Below are 19719 nucleotides of genomic sequence, written 5' to 3'. Positions count from 1 at the left end.
TTATTTGTTATGGGATTAGCTTTTGAAGATCAGTTGTTGGACTCTATGCGGTTTGGGTTTATTGACCGAACAGGATTTCAAAATGTGACTTATGCACCTAAAATTTTGATCAATAATGCTGAAGAGAAACGATTTGTCCTGACTGATTTACAGGAAGAGTTGCTGAAGAGTAAGGCCTTTTATTTTTCAGTAGCTTTTGTGACTCAGTCTGGAATCTCTATGATTAAAGCTCAATTAGCTGACTTAGCGGCACGAGGTGTCAAGGGGAAAATCTTGATTTCTCCTTATCTTGATTTTAATGACCCTTTGGCTATGTATGATTTGCTCAAGTTGCCAAATGTTGATGTTAGACTATCTCAGGAATCCATGCAGCTTCACTCCAAGTATTATTTATTTGAGCAGGATAATAAGCATGTCTTGATCGCTGGCTCATCTAACCTAACAGCAACAGCTTTAAAGCAAAATTATGAGTGGAATATTAAGTTGAATTCGGCAGACAATGGCGATATTATCTATCAGACTAAACAAGAATTTGACCGCATTTGGGCATTGTCAAGACCATTAACCCCTCGACTAATCGAGTCGTATCAAACCAAGCGCCAATCGGTTATTCAAGTCAGTACGTTGGAAGAAGAGCCAAGGGATGTCTATCAGTCAAGACAGATTGAGCCTAATAAAATGCAAGAAGAAGCGCTAGAAGGTTTACAGCAAGTTCGTCATAAAGGTGAGCAAAGAGCACTTGTCATCTCTGCGACAGGAACAGGGAAAACCTATTTATCTGCCTTTGATGTCCAGCAAGCACAGCCGGATCGTGTTTTATTCATTGTGCACCGTGAACAAATTTTAAGGAAGTCTTTGGAAAGTTTCAAGCATGTCCTTGGTTTTTCGGATGACGAGGCTTGTATCTATAAGTCAGGTATAGATGTTTCAGATAAGAAGTATATTTTTGCTACTATACAGACTCTTTCACGTGATGAGCATTTGCAGCGCTTTGCGCCAGATTTTTTTGATTATATTTTAATTGATGAGGTCCATAAAGCGGGGGCTGATTCTTATCAAAAAGTGATGGCTTACTTTGATCCAGACTTTCTCTTGGGAATGACAGCAACGCCCGAGCGGACAGATGGGCAAAATATTTATGAGTTTTTTGATTATAATATTGCCTATGAAATTCGCTTGCAGGATGCTATGGACGCGGATTTGTTGTGTCCGTTTCACTATTTTGGTGTTAGTGATATTGTGGTGGATGGCCAGCTCATTAGTGAAGATATGAATTTCTCAAATTTTATTTCTGAGGAGCGTGTGAACCATATTGTTGAGAAAATTGGTTACTACGGTCATAGCGGAGAATCTGTTCGTGGCTTGATGTTTTGTTCTAGTAAGAAAGAAGCGTCAACGTTATCTGTTTTGCTAAACCAACGAGGCTTTAAAACACAATCATTAACTGGAGATGATAGTCAATTAGTGCGAGATGACGCTATCCAAAAACTTGAAAATGGTGCTTTAGATTATATACTGACGGTGGATATTTTCAATGAAGGGATTGATATTCCGAGTATCAATCAGGTTGTCATGCTTAGAAATACCGAATCCAGTATTATCTTTGTGCAACAACTAGGACGAGGTCTTCGCAAACATTCTTCTAAAGATTATGTGACTATTATTGATTTTATCGGTAACTACCGCAATAATTATCTTATCCCAGTTGCCTTATTTGGCGATCAATCCATGAATAAGGATAATTATCGTCGTGAAGTACGAGAGCCTAATTTAATACAAGGGCTAACGACTATCAACTTTGAAGAAGTGGCCCGTAAACACATTTTTGAATCTATTACCAATACTAATTTAGCTAGTATTAAACTATTACGTGATCATTATAGCCAGTTGCAAAACAAGTTGGGTCGTCAACCCTTTTTGAAAGATTTTATTGGTTATAATAGTGTTGACCCATTAACCTTTTTTGATAATAACGCGTTTAAAGACTATGCAGACGTAGTGACTAGATTTGGAGAAGAGGCTATTTCCTTTGAGGTCCTTCCTAAAAAATTCTTGTCGTTTATTACCTTTGAGTGCTTAAATGGTAAACGAAAGCATGAGCTGTTGTTATTACAATTGTTAGTTAATAATGGCGGTCAAGTTGACTTTGATACTTATTTTGAATGCTTGATTGAACATGATTTAGATATTTCAAGCGCTGTTATCCATTCGGTTGAAAGGGTTCTGAATTTAAATTTTCTCAAGGTTCAAGAAGTGAGAAAATTTGGGACAGAGGCACTCGTTTCCAAACACAATGATGTTTATTATTTACATAAACAGGTAGTTGAAGAGCTTAGGTCAAATAAGGTTTATCAAGCCTTTTTCCAAGATGTGATTGATACAGGTTTATTAAAGTCTGAGGCTTATCCTCAGGTATTCACACTTGGTCAGAAATATTCCCGTCGTGATGTTCTTAAGCTATTAAACATCCAAAAAGATGAACCCCCTATCAATATAGGTGGTTATAAGATTGATGTAGAGACGAATTCGTGTCCTATTTTTATAACTTATCATAAAAGTGATGATATCAGTGATACGATTAAGTATGAGGATGAATTGTTAAGTGAATCGACTTTAAAATGGTTTTCAAAAAGCAGGCGAAAGTTAATCTCTTCTGATGTTCAAACGATTATGACTTCTCAGGAAAATGGCTTACGACTAGAATTATTTGTTATTAAAGATGATTCTGAAGGGGGAGAATTTTATTATTTAGGCCCGCTAAACTATATTAAAAAGAGTGCCGAAGAGTTAGAAAGAGCTGGTGAAAGCATCGTTCGGATGTTGTTTACACTGAAAGAGCCTGTAAAATCTGACCTATTCCATTATTTAACCACAAAATAAAAGGGTTCGTTAAGAACCCTTTTTTTGACTTAGGATAGCAATTGCTGGGCAGTCAACAGGTGCCCAATTGAGTGTAGGGAGTTGGTGTGGTTCTAGCCATTTTGAATCTTGATGTTCAAGCAGCACAAGCTCATCAGATAGAAGCTTTGCTTCAAATGTTTTCATAATAACTGTTCCAAAATCATAATCATAAGAAGCTTCGTTGATATAGTTTGTTATTAAAATATCAGCATTAAATTCTTCTTTTATTTCACGAACAAGGGCCTGCTCTGGAGATTCACCAGTCTCTAATTTACCCCCAGGAAGCTCCCAAAAATCCGCAAGGGATTTCCCTTTAGGACGTTGCGCACAAAAATATTTATGATCTTTAAAAATAGCAGCAGCAACAACATGGATTGTTTTTCGTGACATAGAACCTCCGTTTATCATCTATCGACTGAGTTATGTAAAATAACGTTTATTTTTGTGGACTGATATTTTTTAATAAATTCGTTATTTCCTTTTCCATATTATTTTTATCAATCATTGTACTGTCACATAGCAACTGAAAATCATTAGAATATTTTTGGCAATGTTCATTGATAAAATAGTAAACATAAAATTTTAATGAGTGTATTGCTTGCTCATTTTTAAACAACAATAAAATATTCTGCAATGTATATAGTCCCGTTTGGCCAATGCCGTTTTGATAATCATTTTCTGTTATATTCATCAATTGTTTGTGAAGAACTTCGTTATATCTCATTGTTTTGGCTGAACGATAGTTAAATAATCTACCACTATGAGCTGCTCTGTTTCTGTAAGAATGGATCAGTTGTAATGAATCAATAAATAAGTTTTTTACAGATTCACTAATATAGTTTATTGGTACACTAGTACACATGGCTATTACTTTTGCTTTTTGGTCAGGTTTAAGTAGTTTGAAAAAGGTTACTAAATTCCCAAAAGATGTTCCTTTTAACAAAATCCAAGGTGGTATATTTCCATGGCAATCTCTATAGTGTTTATAGGGTTCTATATTATCATTAGAAATATTATCAAGTTTTTTTAGTAATTGATAGAGTGGATATTGATTAGAATTTACTCGTTTTTTACCTCTTCGATAATGTCGAGGATTCAGGTAATTAGTTTGTTCTTCTCCAAAGTCTTCAGCTATAGTATAGGCTATGGCTGTTCTTAGTGATAATTCAATCTCTAGAGTTGCTTTTAGAACGGCATCCCTAATATTTTTATCCAGTTCGTATAGAGAGTAGAGGTGAGAGAAAGTCTCGCCATCTTTAAAAATATCAGTCTCGCTTTCTTTTAGTAGAAATATTTTATAGCCATTAACAATTTCATAGTAGCCGTATGTCTGTAAAACTTTACGTGCTAGTTGTTCATTGTCGATAGTTAAATGACGGCTTTTCAAAATATCGAGTTGCTCGTCGATTGTTTTAAAAGGTTTTTTCATGTAATCTCCTCAAAATAGTAAAAAGGACTTGCGACAGCAAGTCCTTTTTTAATGGGCGCAACGGCACCCGTTCATTAAGATTAGGTTTATTATAATCTTTTTTTAGACTTCTGTCAATATTTTTTGTATTTTTTTATAAAAAATAGCTACTTATTCAGTGAGAGTATCTTACGATTTTGATGGGAGTCCAATTGTTTTTCTAAAACTTTTTCCACAGTCCTTTTCCTTATATAAGATTATTTTTGAGCTTCCAATAATAACTTAACAATATCAATCAGCTCAGATTGTTTCTCAAGCATAGATTCAACTACTTTTCTTAGTTGATTGAGTTCGTTCTGGATGTCCGTTGTATTATCGGTCATGTTCTTATTGTATTCTAGCAACAATCTATGAACATCCAAGTTGACATCGTCACGGCTAGCGCTGTCACGGTTCAATTCTTCGATAACGGAATCATGAAGCTTTTCAATCTCGTCTTTAGATGTATTGAAGTTGATAGTTCCGCCACTGACATCACCAACAAATCCCAAATTCTTATCGACGTTGACCGTTTTATTTTGAAGAGGTTTTTGCCGTGGGTCGATTTCCCAGACAGGGACATTGAAGAAGTTGGCTAAAATTTTCAGATTTTGTTGAGTCGGCATTCTTCTTCCTTTGAAGTAGTGGCTAATTAAAGCTTGTGATAAACCAGTTCCGTCGATAATATCCTTTTGATTATATCCGTAAGTTTCCTTCAAGTCATTCAAATTATTAACAATTTCGTCTTTGATTTGAAAATCTAACGGCGTAAATGTGTCTCGTGCCATAAGCATTTCCTCTTCCGTATTATATAGTAGATTATAGAATAATTTCCAATCATTGTAAAGTTTTCCCCTCGTTGTAAAATGAAGTGCAATAAAACTTTACGATTATACGTTCACCCAAAATCGGTAAAATTGCTTATGCCATATCATTGTAACACCTTATCCAAACATTTAAACATAAGGTGTTGATTTTGTATACACTTTTGACACGAAACTTTGAACCAGAATAATATCAGTTCCTTATTTTGGCTATGGAACTCAAACTATTTTTCATCAAATATCTTGATAGACTTGACAAATGGTAGAAAAAAGCACCGATTCGGTGCACACTTTTATGAGTTGAATACGGGCAAGCCTTATTTTAACTGGACTGTTTTGTATCAAACAGTTCTAAAACTAAAATATAATCTATAGTTTATATGATAACATACTTGCGTATAATTTGCTAGTTTTGACTTGACATCGGTTTCTTAAAAGAGTAGTAGTATTAAATTGAAACCATATTATATAGATTATATAATACGGAGTTAATTTTTAAAAAGGAGACTTAATATGGCAAAAAGAAAAGCATATTCTATCGGTTTAGATATTGGGACAAATTCTATCGGTTGGGCTATTGTCACTGATGATTACAAGGTTCCTGCAAAAAAATTTAAAGTCCTGGGGAACACGGATAAAAAATATATCAAGAAAAACTTATTGGGAGCTTTCTTGTTTGATAGTGGTGAAACAGCAAAAGGGACTAGATTAAAACGGACAGGGCGTCGTCGCTACACACGTCGTCGCAATCGTATCTTGTACTTGCAAGAAATTTTCCAAGATGCCATCAATAAGATTGATGAGAGCTTTTTCCAGCGTTTAGATGATTCATTTTTAACTCCAGAGGATAAGAGAAGTGAGAGACACCCTATTTTTGGGAGTCTAGCTGAAGAAATCAACTATCACAAGGAGTTTCCAACTATTTATCATTTGAGAAAACACTTAGCAGATTCTCAAGAGCAGGCAGACCTACGTTTGGTCTATTTAGCTCTAGCACATATAATCAAATATAGAGGTCATTTTTTAATTGATGAGCCAATCGATATTCAAAATCTGGATAGTCAGAAGTTGTTTGACCAATTTTTAGAGGCTTATGATCTCGTTGAAGAAGACAGTTATCTAGCGGATATCAAGGTTGATATTGCTGAGATTATTGCTAAAAAAACAAGTAAAGCTAAGAAAGTGGAAGATTTACTGTCTCATTTTCCAGGTCAAACTAAAAATACATTCTTTGGGAAGCTAGTATCGCTTGCTTTTGGTTTATTGACTAATTTTAAAACGACTTTTAAGTTAGAAGAGGATGCTAAGTTACAACTATCTAAGGATTCTTATGATGAGGATTTAGAAATTTTACTGGGTCAGATTGGTGATGAATACGCGGACGTTTTTGTGGCTGTTCGCAAATTGTACGATAGCATTTTACTCTCAGGCATATTATCAGCTAATGATGTGAGTACAAAAGCGCCATTGTCAGCGTCTATGGTTAAACGATACGAGGAACATCAAGCGGATTTAGTTCTTCTTAAGCGATATATTCGTAAACATTTACCAGATAGTTATAAAGAAATTTTCTATGATGTCAATAAGAACGGTTATGCAGGCTATATTGACGGTAAGACGAATCAAGAAGATTTTTATAAATACTTGAAAAAACTGCTTGCTAATAAAGACGGTAGTGAAGTCTTTCTTGAAAAAATAGAGCGAGAAGATTTTCTGAGAAAGCAACGGACCTTTGATAATGGGGCTATTCCTCATCAGGTTCATTTAGCAGAGATGACGGCTATTCTAGAACGTCAAGGTGGGTATTACCCATTTTTTAAAGAAAATGAAGCGAAAATCAAACAGATTTTAACCTTTAGAATTCCCTACTATGTCGGACCTTTGGATAGGAATGGGCAAAGCGAATTTTCTTGGGCAAGTTTTCAGTCAGACGAGCAGATTAGGCCATGGAATTTTGATGAAGTTATTGATAAAGAACGTTCAGCACAAGCTTTTATTGAGCGTATGACCAACAATGATTTATATCTACCAAAGGAAAAAGTGTTACCAAAGCACAGCCTTCTCTATGAAAAATTTACAGTCTATAATGAACTCACTAAAATCAAGTATGTTAATGATATCGATGAGGCTAAATTTTTTGATGCAAAAGTAAAAGAAGAAATTTTTGATAGTCTTTTCAAGCAAGAACGAAAAGTGACTAAGAAAAAGCTGCTTGCTTTCTTAAAAAAGCAGTTTCCTAAGGATAGAATTGTTGATATTCAAGGTTTAGATAGTGAAACGGGAGCTTTTAATGCCTCTTATAAGACTTACCAAGATTTATTAAACATCATCAAAGACAAGGACTTCATGGATGCCCCTGAAAATGCTGATATACTTGAGGATATTGTGCTGACCTTGACGCTTTTTGAAGACAGGGAGATGATTAAACAACGTTTAGCAAAATACGCTGAGCAGTTGGATTCAAAGGTGTTAAAACAGCTTTCTCGTCGTCATTATACAGGTTGGGGGCGCCTATCCAAGAAGTTAATTGATGGGATTAAAGATAGACAATCAAATAAAACCATTATGGCTTATTTGATTGATGACGGTCATGCCAATCGTAATTTAATGCAGCTTATCACGGATGATAGCTTGAGCTTTAAAGATGAGATTGCAAAAGCGCAATCCATAGATGCTGAGGCTGATATTCATCAGGTTGTTAAAGATTTGGCTGGTAGTCCTGCGATTAAAAAAGGTATTTTACAGAGTCTCAAGATTGTTGATGAATTGGTCAGAGTAATGGGATATGAGCCTGAGCAGATTGTTGTTGAAATGGCACGTGAAAACCAAACGACAGCTAGTGGGCGTCGCAAATCCCAACAACGTTTGAAACGATTAGAAAAGGGTCTAAACAAACTTGGTAGCGATATATTGAAGAGGTTCCCTGTAGATAATAATCAATTACGAGATGACAGAGTCTATCTTTTCTATCTGCAAAACGGTCATGATATGTACACAGGAGATCCACTAGATAGAGATAATCTTAGTCAATATGATATTGACCATATCATCCCACAGGCCTTTATTAAGGATGATTCGATTGATAATCGTGTCCTAGTATCGTCTTCTATCAACCGTGGTAAATCAGATGATGTTCCGAGTGAAGCTGTGGTTAAGAAGATGAGAGGATTTTGGGAGAAGTTATGGCGTAGTGGCTTAATGTCTCAACGAAAATACCAGAATTTGACAAAGCAAAAGCTGACTCAAGAGGACAAGGCTGGCTTTATCAGACGACAATTAGTTGAGACGAGACAGATTACTAAACACGTTGCCCGTATCTTAGATGAGAGATTTAATAAAACAGTTGACGAAAATGGAAATCGTATTCGTCAAGTGAAAGTCGTGACCCTGAAATCCAGTTTGGTGTCTAATTTCCGTAGAGAGTTTGAGCTTTATAAAATGCGTGAAGTCAATAACCATCATCATGCGCATGATGCTTATCTCAATGCTGTTGTTGCTAAAGCCCTTTTAGTGCGCTATCCAAAATTGGAACCAGAATTCGTCTATGGCGACTATCCTAAATATAATAGCTTTAAAGTCCGTAAAACTGCTACAGAGAGACTATTCTTCTAGTCTAATATCATGAATATGTTTAAAACAAACATCAAATTAACAAATGGTGAAGTTATTGAACGTCGCCCTGTGATTGAAGTTAATAAAGAAACAGGTGAAATTGCCTGGGATAAAACAAAACATATCGCTACTGTCAAAAAAGTGCTGTCATACCCACAGGTGAATATTGTGAAGAAAACAGAAGTGCAGACTCATGGGCTTGATAGAGGAAAGCCAAAAGGATTTTATAATGCTAATCTATCTCCAAAGCCTGTAAAAGGTAGTAAGGAAAACTTGGTCCCAGCAAAACGTGGTTTAGATGTTAAAAAGTATGGTGGTTATGCAGGCATTTCAAACTCATTTGCTGTTTTGGTTGATGCTACAGTTGAAAAAGGAGTGAAAAAGAAGCTCACTCGGATAAAAGAATTTCAAGGTATTTCAATTCTTGATAAGCAACATTTTGAAAATAATCCCATTGAATTTTTAAAAGAACTAGGTTATCAAGAAATTTATTCTTATATTGTTCTGCCAAAATATAGTCTATTTGAGCTGGATAATGGTGTTAGAAGGATGCTTGGAAGTATCTTATCGACAAATAATAAACGTGGTGAGATACACAAAGCCAATGAGATAGTAATTCCGAGTTATTTTTTAACATTACTTTATCACCTTAAAAATATGCATAAGACAATAGGAGCCAATCATCGTAAGTATGTTGAGGAGCACAGAGAAGAAATTAAAGATTTAGTAGTTCTCATTCTTAGTTTCAATAATCGATTTGTGCATGATGTTAAAAATTCACAACTTATTTCTGATAAGGTTGATAAAATGGATAAGTATACTTTAGAAGAAATTCGAGACAGTCTTTTAGGGAAGATAGGTGGTAGTAATAATGGAATATTTGAATTGATTTCATTAGGTAGTTCATCTGATTTTGATTTTTTAGGGACTAAAATTCCACGATATAGAGGTTACACGCCATCCTCATTATTAAATGCTACCCTCATCCATCAATCTATCACAGGGCTTTATGAAACACGTATCGACCTTAGTAAGCTAGGAGAGGAACCATGGGATGGTGAACAGTAGTTGTCAATCAAACAGTATTATTCTTAGAGTCACGGCGGCTACACAATTTGCCACAATATGTTTTGGATAGAGACTATTTCTTAATGGAAGAAAACAGGAGTTGACTAAAGTCAGCTCCTGTTATTAGTTTCTGTGTTTGCGTTTTCAATTTGCTGATTGACTTCATTCATAAAAGCAAGTTCAGTAGCTGTTTGATTGGCTTTATGTCTCCAGATGAGATATAGCTTATCATTGCCTTGTTCTTTTAAAGGAATAGTAACTAAATCAGGGTCTTGCACAATGCCATCTAAGGCTAAAGCGATGCCTAGGCCGACCTTGACTAATAGCCCTGCATTATAGAGCAAGTTGTAGGTCGCGACAATTCGATAATCACCTAGCCCCTTAAACAGACTATGATCCAGATGATTGGTCTGCGCAGAAATAATCAAAGGATAGGTGATAATATCAGTTAAGCTAATCTCTTTTTGAATAGCCAAAGGATGATGTTTGGGGGCAATAATACACCAATGATCTTGACTTGGTAATTCTAGAGATTGGTACTTATGAGAGACCTGTGTGGCAAATACGATACCAAAGTCTAAGATACCTTTATCGAGATTTTCATAGACAGCATCAGCGTTATCGGATAAAAAATGAAACCGAACCTGTGGGTACATAGAGAGCATACGGTCACAGGCTTTGGCGATTAGAAACATAGAGGCACTCTCAGCAGCCCCTATATAGAGGTCTCCTCCAATATCTCCTTTGCGTGTCAGAGTTTCTTCTGTCTTATTGACTAGAGAGAGAATCTCTAAGGCGCGATTATAGAGATATTGCCCATCTTCGGTCAATTGAAGCTGGCGACTACTTCGTCGAAAAAGAACAACACCCAACTCTTCTTCCAATAATTTTAATTGGCGTGATAGGGCAGGTTGTGTCATCAGAAGCTTTTCAGCAGCACGTGTGATATTTTTTTCTTGTGCAATAGTGACAAAGTAATTGAGAATACGAATATCCATAAGCTTTCTTTCCTTAGTTTTTTAACAGTATAACATACTATGCTTAAAAAGCATAATATCTATACTAACAAAGCATTGGATTATAGTAGTGAAGTGAGCTATACTAGACTTAACTGAAATATGGAGGGAAGAAAATGACAGAACTTATGAATCAGACAATTGAATGGGATAAAGTATTTGCTAAAAGTGACAAAGTTGATTATGAAAAAGTGAGGTTTACCAACCATTTTGGAATTACTTTAGTGGCTGACCTCTATAAACCCAAAAAGATTGAAGCGCTTCTTCCAGCTCTAGCTGTGGCAGGCCCTTTTGGAGCTGTGAAAGAGCAGTCATCAGGTCTTTATGCGCAAGAAATGGCAGAAAGAGGCTTCTTGACAATAGCTTTTGATCCGTCTTTTACAGGTGAATCAGGTGGTTTTCCACGTGACATGCAATCCCCTGACATCAATACAGAGGATTTTCAAGCAGCAGTGGATTTTTTAGTGACCCATCCGCAAGTTGATGCCAAACGTATCGGTATTATTGGGATTTGTGGATGGGGTGGTTATGCCCTAAACGTTGCGACGCTTGATCCTCGCATTAAAGTAACTGTTGCCTCAACCATGTATGACCTCTCACGTGTGGCTAGAAAAGGCTATTTTGATCGTTATGATAGCAAAGAGAGTCGTCATCAGATGCGCATTGACTTAGCTAACCAACGCACTTTAGATGCTAAAGAGGCTCATTACAAACTTGCAGGAGGCGTTGTTGATTCCCTACCAGAGGATGCCCCAGATTTTGTCAAAGATTACTATGCTTACTATAAAGAACCACGTGGTTATCATAAGCGCAGTCTCAACTCCAATAACGGCTGGGCTATTCAGTCAAATGCTAGCCTATTAAATACTGAGCTACTATACTATAGTCATGAGATTCAAAATGCGGTTTTGATTGTCCATGGAGATAAGGCGCATTCTTACTATATGGGGCAAGAGGCTTTCAAGCAATTAGTCGGAGACAATAAAAAATTGTTGACGGTTGCAGGAGCTAGTCACACAGACCTTTATGACCAAAAAGACATTATTCCATTTGATGAGATGGAAACCTTTATCAAAGAGCATTTAGCTTAAAAAGAAAGTTAGGTAGCCTATGAGACTGATGGAAGAGTTGAGTAAGCGTACTGAAATATTAGCTGAAGATCCTCTTTTTGAGCTGATTCATCAAGTAAAGGCGCAAAATGAAATCCTGATTCAAGAGCTTAACCATGGTTTAAAAACATCAGAAGAGGTTAAGGACTTGATATCCCAGATGACAGGACAAACGCTGGATAAAACAGTCAGTATATCCTTGCCTTTTCAAACGGATTTTGGCAGTCATATCAGTATCGGAAAAGAGGTTTTTATCAATAAAGAAGTGTTTTTGGCTGATTTAGGAGGTATTACGATTGAGGACAAGGTGCTGATAGGACCACGAGTCAATCTGATTACAGTCAATCATATTATTGACCCAACCAAGCGTCGTGGCTTACAAATCAGCCCCATCCTTATCAAGAAAAATGCTTGGTTGGGAGCAGGAGCGACCGTACTCCCTGGTGTGATTATTGGCGAAAATGCAATTGTAGCTGCAAATAGTACGGTTACCAAAAATGTCCCTGACAACACCATTGTGGCAGGAAGCCCAGCACGAGTGATAAAAATAATAGCTTAAAAACCAAGGAATATCCTTGGTTTTTTAAAATTATAAATGATTAAATCTAGTTTTGTTCCTTTATAGGTGATTTTCGTTATATAATCATTTGGACTAACAGGTCTTGAGTTATCTAAAGAAGATATGAGAAATAATCCTAAGAATCCTGTGGTTAGAATGTATGACGAAGATGAACTGATTGGCATATTTTCTTTAAAAACACTTGAGGTTGTTGAAAATATTGATTTAGCTGATTATGATATTAAATTTGCTCAAAAAGAGATAGCTAGAAATCAAAAGAATTGGTTAGAAACTTGGCGTGATTATGTAGGGATTTTAAATATCTAGACCTCCTGTTGGTATGTTTAAAATCACCAATTTACAGAAACAAATACGGTAAGTTATTTTAACAATCTAATAATCGTTTACGTGAAAAATTATCTCAAAAACAGGTTAGAAGAGAGCAAGAGACACATTTAGGCGAAATGGATAGCGTGCTTATTCTTTCAAGAAAATCATAATTTTTCGGAAAGAATAAAATAATTATACTCTTATAAAATGATGCACTTTATCTTTTGAGATATTTGTTTTAATTTTTATAAATTGTCTAGATATCAAAAAAACAAGCCTGAAATGAAATTCAGGCTTGTTTTTTTGATAAATACAGTTATTGGCTAGGTTAATCAATAAAAAGTTGTTTTCTTATAAAGTTTCGTAATCAGCCTGTGAAAGGATAATATCATCAGTTATTTCACAATTTTGAGACGGTTTATATACAGTATCCCATGGTCCTTTAGCTGAATGCGTTAAATCAACTAATTGTCTTGCTGACAAATCGCCGTACTTAGTTAGAGTATCGAGCAAAGTATCAATTATTTGTTCAGAATCTTTTATTAGAAACATCCTTCCGAGTGCTTGGGGTAGATGAATGTTTTCTAATATATATTCTGATTGATCATCAATCGTTATTGTTTCTGAACCATATTGTTTAAATTTATGGTATACCTCTTCAATAACTGGTCCATATTGAAAAGCAATAATTTTCTCATCAAATAACGGTTGTTGATAGTTGATAAGGTATAATTTATAGGCTAAATAAATCAATTTTTGCAATTTTAAATGTGAAATCGGCTGCACCACTAGAAAAAATTTAGCAACGTCAAGGGCTGATAGTTTCGAATCTGATAGTAGCCTATTTTCAAATTCATCAAAATCAGTACAAACAATGATATCTTGAAAAAATGAATCTAGTTTAATAACACTTTCCCAACTATTACTATCAGTTGTAAATGAATGTATACCAATATCATCTCGATTAATGTCATTAAGTCTTTTAAGCATGCTCTCAATGATATCATTATCTAGTTGTCCTTCTGGTGCAACTAGATGAAATCCTAATCGGCTACCTATAACATACGAACTAGCAACTAATATAAAATGTTGATACATTAATCATCCCTCCTTTTCTAAATTTGCTTTGTGATAATTGTGTGGATAAGAATATGACTTTAAAGTGACTAGTCTTTCCTCCTAAATTTAGTAATAAAAAACACAAGTACTCACATTTATCACCTGTGTCTTAAAAATCATTACTTACCAATATGTATTACATAATTAATATACAATAATAGGCCAGTTTGTCAACCATTTTTATATTAAATTCAAATGATTTAGTCCGCTATGCGACTGTATTTTACCAGTATACTAACATCTTAAGTTAAAATTGAAGAGTGCATTTTAACCTAAATAGGGGAAACACAGAAATAATATTTAAATACTAGAAAGTTAGATTTTATAATTTATTTAGTATAGTAATACTAATTTCGGTAATTTGAATTTCCCCCTTTATCAAGCATTTCAATGTTTTTCAGCTCAAAATATATAAAGAGATTGAACCATCTCACCATTGACCCAATAGCTACTTCTAAACTCACCTTACTCACGTTAATCCTTAAAACGGTACGCATACTATTACCTCTTTGTCTTGAATGCTTCCTTATTTTAGTGATGTTATTTTCAATACTTGAGGTCTAGCGTCCAACATACTTTGATAACATTTTTCCTAAAAAAGAATTACGACTTAACAAGGAACCTCTACTTTATCACTTTGAGAATAAAAAAGTAGCAAGTACTCTCCCATCGGAGATTTCCTCACTACTAATCTTAGTATGTTTTTATACAGCTCTTAGTCCCAGCTCTATTAAGATGTGAGGGTACATAATGACACAACTATAAAAAGAGGAAATGAGGAAAAACTAAGTCTTTTTTGACTTGTCAAGTTCTTCCACACTCCCTTCTATCTACTCTATATCTTCACCATTACTGGCGATGACTTTTTTATACCAATAAAATGAATCTTTCGGTGTCCGATCTAGACTACCATTTCCCTCGTCATCCATATCCACATAGATAAAGCCATAGCGTTTGCGCATCTCACCTGTTCCGGCTGATACGATGTCAATACAGCCCCATGTGGTATAGGCAATTAAATCCACACCATTGGCAAGAGCTTCTGCCATGGCCTCTACATGGGCACGGTGGTAATCAATTCTATAGGAATCATGGATAGAGCCATCATCTTCAACCCTATCCAAAGCACCTAATCCATTTTCCACAATCATCATAGGCAGACCATAGCGATCATACATTTTTTCCAAATAATATTGAAGTCCTGTCTAATCTTGAGCCCATCCCCATTCAGAATAGTCTAGATAGGGATTTTTTGCACCGATTGAGAAGTTCCCAGATACCTTGTCTTCTACATCATGAGTGGTCACAACCGTCGACATGTAGTAGGAGAAGGTGTACATATCTACCTTACCTTTTGCCAATATTTCAAGATCGTCGTCCTCCATCTCTAGCACAACCTGATGCTCATCCCACAGCCGTTTTGCATAAGAGCCATAGTGACCTTTTGCCTGAACATCGCTGCAATAGTAGATGTTTTGCTCCCATTTGTGCTGATTTTCTAAAATATCTGCTGGGTCACAGGTGCCTGGATAGAAGGTAATCCCACAGATCATATTTCCAAATTGAAAACTTAGATCAATCTCATGTCCCAAGGCAACTGCCTTGGCTGAAGCGAGAAACTGATGGTGCAAGTGCTGATAGGCTTCTTGGTAATCTGCATCTGTCAAGTTATCCTCAAATAGGTCAAGGAACATAATGGTATTATTAATCTCATTAAAGGTAATCCAGTACTTGACCAAGCCCTTATATTCTCTGAAAATTGTCTCTGCATAGCGGACATAAAAATCAACTAATTGTCGATTAGCCCAGCCACCGTAGCGAGTCTCCAGTGAGAGGGGTGTATCAAAATGCCAGATAGAAACCAAGGGTTCAATGCCGTATTTATGGCACTCTTCAAAGACCGAACGATAGAAATCAAGACCTGCTTGGTTCGGCTCAGTATCATCTCCATTTGGGAAAATCCGAGCCCATGAAATGGATAGACGGAAGATTGTATAGCCCATCTCTGCAAACAGTCTGATATCTTCCTTATAGCGGTGATAAAAGTCAACCGCTTGATGGTTGGGATAATAATGGTCTTCCAAAATCGCAAATGAAGACCCTTCTGGAATCTTGATTGTATGTCCCATAGACGGCACTTTCCCAGGTTTCCCATCTTTGTCAATGTAGGTTGTATACCGAGGACTTGTGACCGTTCCCCCTGTCGTAACGTCTGTCTGTACCAGACCACGCCCGTCGACATTGTAAGCACCCTCTGCTTGGTTAGCGGCAATAGCCCCACCCCATAGGAAATTTTTAGGAAATTTTGTCATTAGAAATGCTCCTTTTATAAAGTTAATGATGATAGTTATAAAGATAGTATAAACTGTTTAAAAAACCTTTTCTTGTCCGATAATATGCTATGATGATACTATCCTACGACAAGGAGGAAATATGAAGGAAGAACTGACCGATTTTCAAATCTCTTGCCCTACTTCAATCGATGCCTTTTTCAAAGGTTTTACCTGCTGTCAGCTATTTCACCGTTGTCAGTAGATAGTCTCCACTATTCAACTGGCTTTCTTGTGTCACCAATATATCCTCGTAGTCTGCTGTATTGGTCACAATAATAGGAGTGATAACTGGTAGACCTGCTGCCTTAATCTGATGAAGATCAAATTCTAGTAACTTTTGTCCAGCTTCAACCTGATCACCAATTTCTACGAAGGATTGAAAGGCTTTTCCTGCAAGAGATACGGTGTCCATACCAATATGGATAAGGATTTCTGCACTGTTTTCAGTTCGTAAACCAATAGCATGCTTTGTCGGAAAGACAAGGGTCACTTCTGCCTTGGCTGGCGATACGAGAATCCCGTCTACAGGATCAATGGCAATTCCTTTTCCCATAGCACCAGAAGCAAAGACCTGATCTGGAACATCTTCCAATTTGACAGCCCGACCGATAAGAGGGCTCGCTAAGATTTCTTGCTTGATTGCTTTTAAGGCTGGGATAGGCTCTTCAGAACTTTCTTCTTTTTTATCACTCACTCCACCATACAGAGTTGGAACTGGTAGGAGCATTTGAATCACAAAGGAGAGAGCAGTCGCTCCGATGGTTCCCAGAATGGCTGCATACATCCCTGACATGTTACCTGTCGCAGGATCTACTAGAGAGGGATAGAGGAAAATACCCATAGCACCAATGGAATATCCAACTACATCTGCAAACATCACATAAGCACCAATCAAACCACTAACCGCACAGCTGATGATAAATGGAGTGCGCATAGGAAGGGTCACACCATAGATGGCTGGTTCAGTCACTCCAAAGATAGAGGAGATAAAGGCTGGCATTGCTACAGATTTGACTTTTTTCTCCTTGGTTTTTAGGATGATGGCTAAAAGAACTCCCGTTTGGGTGAAGTTTGGTAATAGTGCTGGTGTTAAGATGAGGGATTGACCGTTAGTCGCTGCATCAAGAATAGCCAATGGAACAATAGCCCAGTGGAGACCAAACATCACCATGACTTGCCACATAGCTCCCAAAACCAAGCCATAGAGAATAGGACTAAAGTTCATGATGGCTTGGAAGAAATAACTGAGCCCATCTGATGCCAGATTGGCAACAGGACCGACCACCAAGAAAGTAAGAGGAACAGAAATCATCAATGTCACAAAGGGGACAACAAACAATTTCACCACATCAGGGGTGATTTTTCGCACCAGCCTTTCTATATGAGAAGCACCCCATACTGCCAAAATCGCTGGCATAACGGTAGAGAAGTAGCCACCTTGAGGTAGGCTAAAATGAATCCCTAAGATGTTGTTGAGATTTGCCTCTGTCAATCCAGCAACAGAGGTCGCTAGGCTTGGATAGACCAAAGCAGCTCCTATTGCAAGGGCGGTAAATTCATTCATCTTAAATTTACGAGAAGCAGTCAGGGCAATCAATAGGGGGAGATATTGGAAGAAACCATCACCAGCAGCATTAAGAATAACATAGATAGCACTATTATCAGCACTCAAGCCATTGGCTGCCATAATTGCCACAAGTCCCTTGATAATACCAGCTGCTGCCAAGGGGCCTAGGAAAGGCTGAAAGATGCCAGATACCAAATCAATAAACTGATTAAAGATATTTCCTTTTATCCCGTCCCCTTCATCAATATCCAAACTACCGCTACCTGCAATGCCTGCTACTTTCTGAACAGCTGCGTACACATCAGGTACATGATTCCCAATCACCACTTGGTACTGTCCACCAGCCTGTACAACTGTCACAATACCATCACGAGCCTTGAGATAGTCTGTATCTGCCTTACTCTCATCTTTCAATCCAAAGCGAAGACGAGTTACACAGTGTTTCAAACATTTGATATTGTCTTTTCCACCGACATGGGCAACAATATCTGTTGCCAATTCTGAATAATCTTTTGCCATTTTCGGCTCCTTTCTCTTTTCTAATAAATAGAAAAACCTAAATATATACCAAACCAGATTTGACAGCGTCGCTGAAAAATATCGTTCTGTATATATTTAGGTTTTGCCTGCTTAATCAGTAACAATCCTTCGATGAATCTATCATATCAAAACTTCCTCTATATTGCAAGCGCTTTCCAATATTTTTTTTTTTCAAAAACTATTTTCTATGGGCTTTTACTCTATATACAATGAGTGCTTAGGTGTAGTTTGAATTCTTAACGGGTCTGGTATCTTGCTATAATTAGACCCGAGCTAAAAGCTCGGAAAAAAGACAGCCTTCCTTGGCTCTTGATGTCCTCATATCTTAATTTTTGCTGAGTATTACTGTGTCTTAAGCCTTTGAATGTGAATAGTCAAATAGACCTGTTCGTCCTTAGACATTTCAAACTGATAACTCTTATAGATATAAGTACGAATCTTCTCCATACAGGCAAAAGAATCGGGATAGTTCTGTTTCACCTGCTCGTAGAGGAAGGCATCATTAGCACCTTCAACTACCCTATTTGCAACACGCTGAGCAAAATACTGAATATGGGTCACAAATCGATGATAGCTAGTATGATCCTCATCGTAGCTAGCCCAACCAAAATGCAGACGGACAATATCTAAAATCTGTGTAACAATCTTGCTAATCGTCTGCGTCTCCTCTCCGAACACGCCATTTTTTTGAGCATTAATCAGATGAAGAGCGATAGAAGAAGCTTCCCCCTTCTCTAAAGTCAACTCTAATTTTTCTTTGATAATCTCCAAGGCAGCTAGACCAACTTGATATTCCTTCGGATAAAATTTTCGAACTTCCCAAGACAAAGGATTTTCAAGTGCTATTCCCTCACGACTACGTTGAAAAACAAAATGCAGATGATCCCCCAAAGCAACATAGAGAGATAGGTCAAACTTCATCTCCAGCTCTTTCTAAGCCTTGCTAAGAATAGCATTAACCACCTCAAGTTCTTCTGGCTTCATATTTAAATAGAGTTCTGATAAACCTTGGGTCTGATGTTCATGTTGCAAGATGTAGGTCTTTTCAATCTGCTCAGGATTCAGTTCTTCTCCTGACTTCTTTTGAAAGCCTATGCCCTTGCCCATGACAACTAACTCCTGCCCCTTGTCATCTACCACTTGGACAACATTATTGTTGTATACCTTTTCAATATGTAACATACCTAAACCGCGTCATTCTTTCCATTTTAATAAAAAAGAACCTAAACCCACAGCAAATTGAACTGCTCCCTGTCAAGTGGACAATGAAATAATAAAAGATTTAAGCAACGGC

At 36.8% G+C, this 19719-nt stretch carries 10 protein-coding genes and 4 pseudogenes; 6 read left to right on the top strand and 8 right to left on the bottom strand.

Annotated elements, in window-relative coordinates:
- Positions 1-9 precede the first annotated feature (9 nt).
- Positions 10-2880 carry a DUF3427 domain-containing protein gene (locus ACLN19_RS07365; protein ID WP_413384870.1) on the top strand — a complete coding sequence of 957 codons (2871 nt, stop codon included), beginning with the start codon at positions 10-12 and terminating at the stop codon, positions 2878-2880.
- Between the two features lie 9 nt (positions 2881-2889).
- Here the strand turns inward: ACLN19_RS07365 and ACLN19_RS07360 are convergent, their stop codons facing one another.
- The 3 genes from ACLN19_RS07360 to ACLN19_RS07350 form a co-directional block, all read right to left on the bottom strand.
- Complete coding sequence (locus tag ACLN19_RS07360; protein ID WP_413384868.1) at positions 2890-3291, bottom strand: (deoxy)nucleoside triphosphate pyrophosphohydrolase; 402 nt, start codon at positions 3289-3291, stop codon at positions 2890-2892.
- Between the two features lie 46 nt (positions 3292-3337).
- Complete coding sequence (locus ACLN19_RS07355; protein ID WP_413384866.1) at positions 3338-4330, bottom strand: Abi family protein; 993 nt, start codon at positions 4328-4330, stop codon at positions 3338-3340.
- Between the two features lie 236 nt (positions 4331-4566).
- Positions 4567-5136, bottom strand: a complete 570-nt coding sequence (locus tag ACLN19_RS07350) for a helix-turn-helix domain-containing protein (RefSeq protein ID WP_413384864.1) — start codon at positions 5134-5136, stop codon at positions 4567-4569.
- A 549-nt stretch (positions 5137-5685) separates the two neighbouring features.
- Between ACLN19_RS07350 and cas9 the strand changes: the two are divergent.
- Both cas9 and ACLN19_RS07340 read left to right on the top strand, forming a co-directional pair.
- Positions 5686-9852: pseudogene (cas9, locus tag ACLN19_RS07345) on the top strand (type II CRISPR RNA-guided endonuclease Cas9).
- A gap of 11 nt (positions 9853-9863) precedes the next feature.
- Positions 9864-9956 (top strand): annotated as a pseudogene (locus ACLN19_RS07340) (type II-A CRISPR-associated protein Csn2); the annotation flags it as partial.
- Positions 9957-9962: 6 nt separating this feature from the next.
- Here the strand turns inward: ACLN19_RS07340 and ACLN19_RS07335 are convergent.
- On the bottom strand, positions 9963-10850 hold the full coding sequence (locus tag ACLN19_RS07335) for a LysR family transcriptional regulator (protein ID WP_413384862.1): 888 nt from the start codon (positions 10848-10850) through the stop codon (positions 9963-9965).
- Positions 10851-10984: 134 nt separating this feature from the next.
- Between ACLN19_RS07335 and ACLN19_RS07330 the strand changes: the two genes are divergently transcribed.
- The 3 genes from ACLN19_RS07330 (at position 10985) to ACLN19_RS07320 (ending at position 12863) form a co-directional block, all read left to right on the top strand.
- Positions 10985-11959, top strand: coding sequence for an alpha/beta hydrolase (locus tag ACLN19_RS07330; protein ID WP_413384860.1), 975 nt, complete (start codon positions 10985-10987; stop codon positions 11957-11959).
- A 19-nt stretch (positions 11960-11978) separates the two neighbouring features.
- Positions 11979-12536 carry a DapH/DapD/GlmU-related protein gene (locus tag ACLN19_RS07325; protein WP_413384859.1) on the top strand — a complete coding sequence of 186 codons (558 nt, stop codon included), beginning with the start codon at positions 11979-11981 and terminating at the stop codon, positions 12534-12536.
- Between the two features lie 123 nt (positions 12537-12659).
- The gene (locus tag ACLN19_RS07320; protein WP_413384857.1) at positions 12660-12863 is read left to right on the top strand and encodes a hypothetical protein; all 204 of its coding nucleotides are present in this window, start codon (positions 12660-12662) and stop codon (positions 12861-12863) included.
- A gap of 354 nt (positions 12864-13217) precedes the next feature.
- Here ACLN19_RS07320 and ACLN19_RS07315 read toward each other — a convergent pair whose 3' ends face one another.
- The 4 genes and pseudogenes from ACLN19_RS07315 to licT form a co-directional block, all read right to left on the bottom strand.
- Complete coding sequence (locus ACLN19_RS07315) at positions 13218-13964, bottom strand: Panacea domain-containing protein (RefSeq protein WP_413384854.1); 747 nt, start codon at positions 13962-13964, stop codon at positions 13218-13220.
- Between the two features lie 851 nt (positions 13965-14815).
- Positions 14816-16297: pseudogene (locus ACLN19_RS07310) on the bottom strand (family 1 glycosylhydrolase).
- A gap of 202 nt (positions 16298-16499) precedes the next feature.
- Positions 16500-18404, bottom strand: a complete 1905-nt coding sequence (locus ACLN19_RS07305; protein ID WP_413384852.1) for a beta-glucoside-specific PTS transporter subunit IIABC — start codon at positions 18402-18404, stop codon at positions 16500-16502.
- Between the two features lie 363 nt (positions 18405-18767).
- A pseudogene (licT, locus tag ACLN19_RS07300) lies at positions 18768-19607 on the bottom strand (BglG family transcription antiterminator LicT).
- Positions 19608-19719 lie beyond the last annotated feature (112 nt).

The organism is Streptococcus lishijunsis (genome assembly GCF_047290665.1).
Taxonomy (GTDB): domain Bacteria; phylum Bacillota; class Bacilli; order Lactobacillales; family Streptococcaceae; genus Streptococcus.
This window is presented reverse-complemented; position numbering and strand designations above follow the sequence as displayed.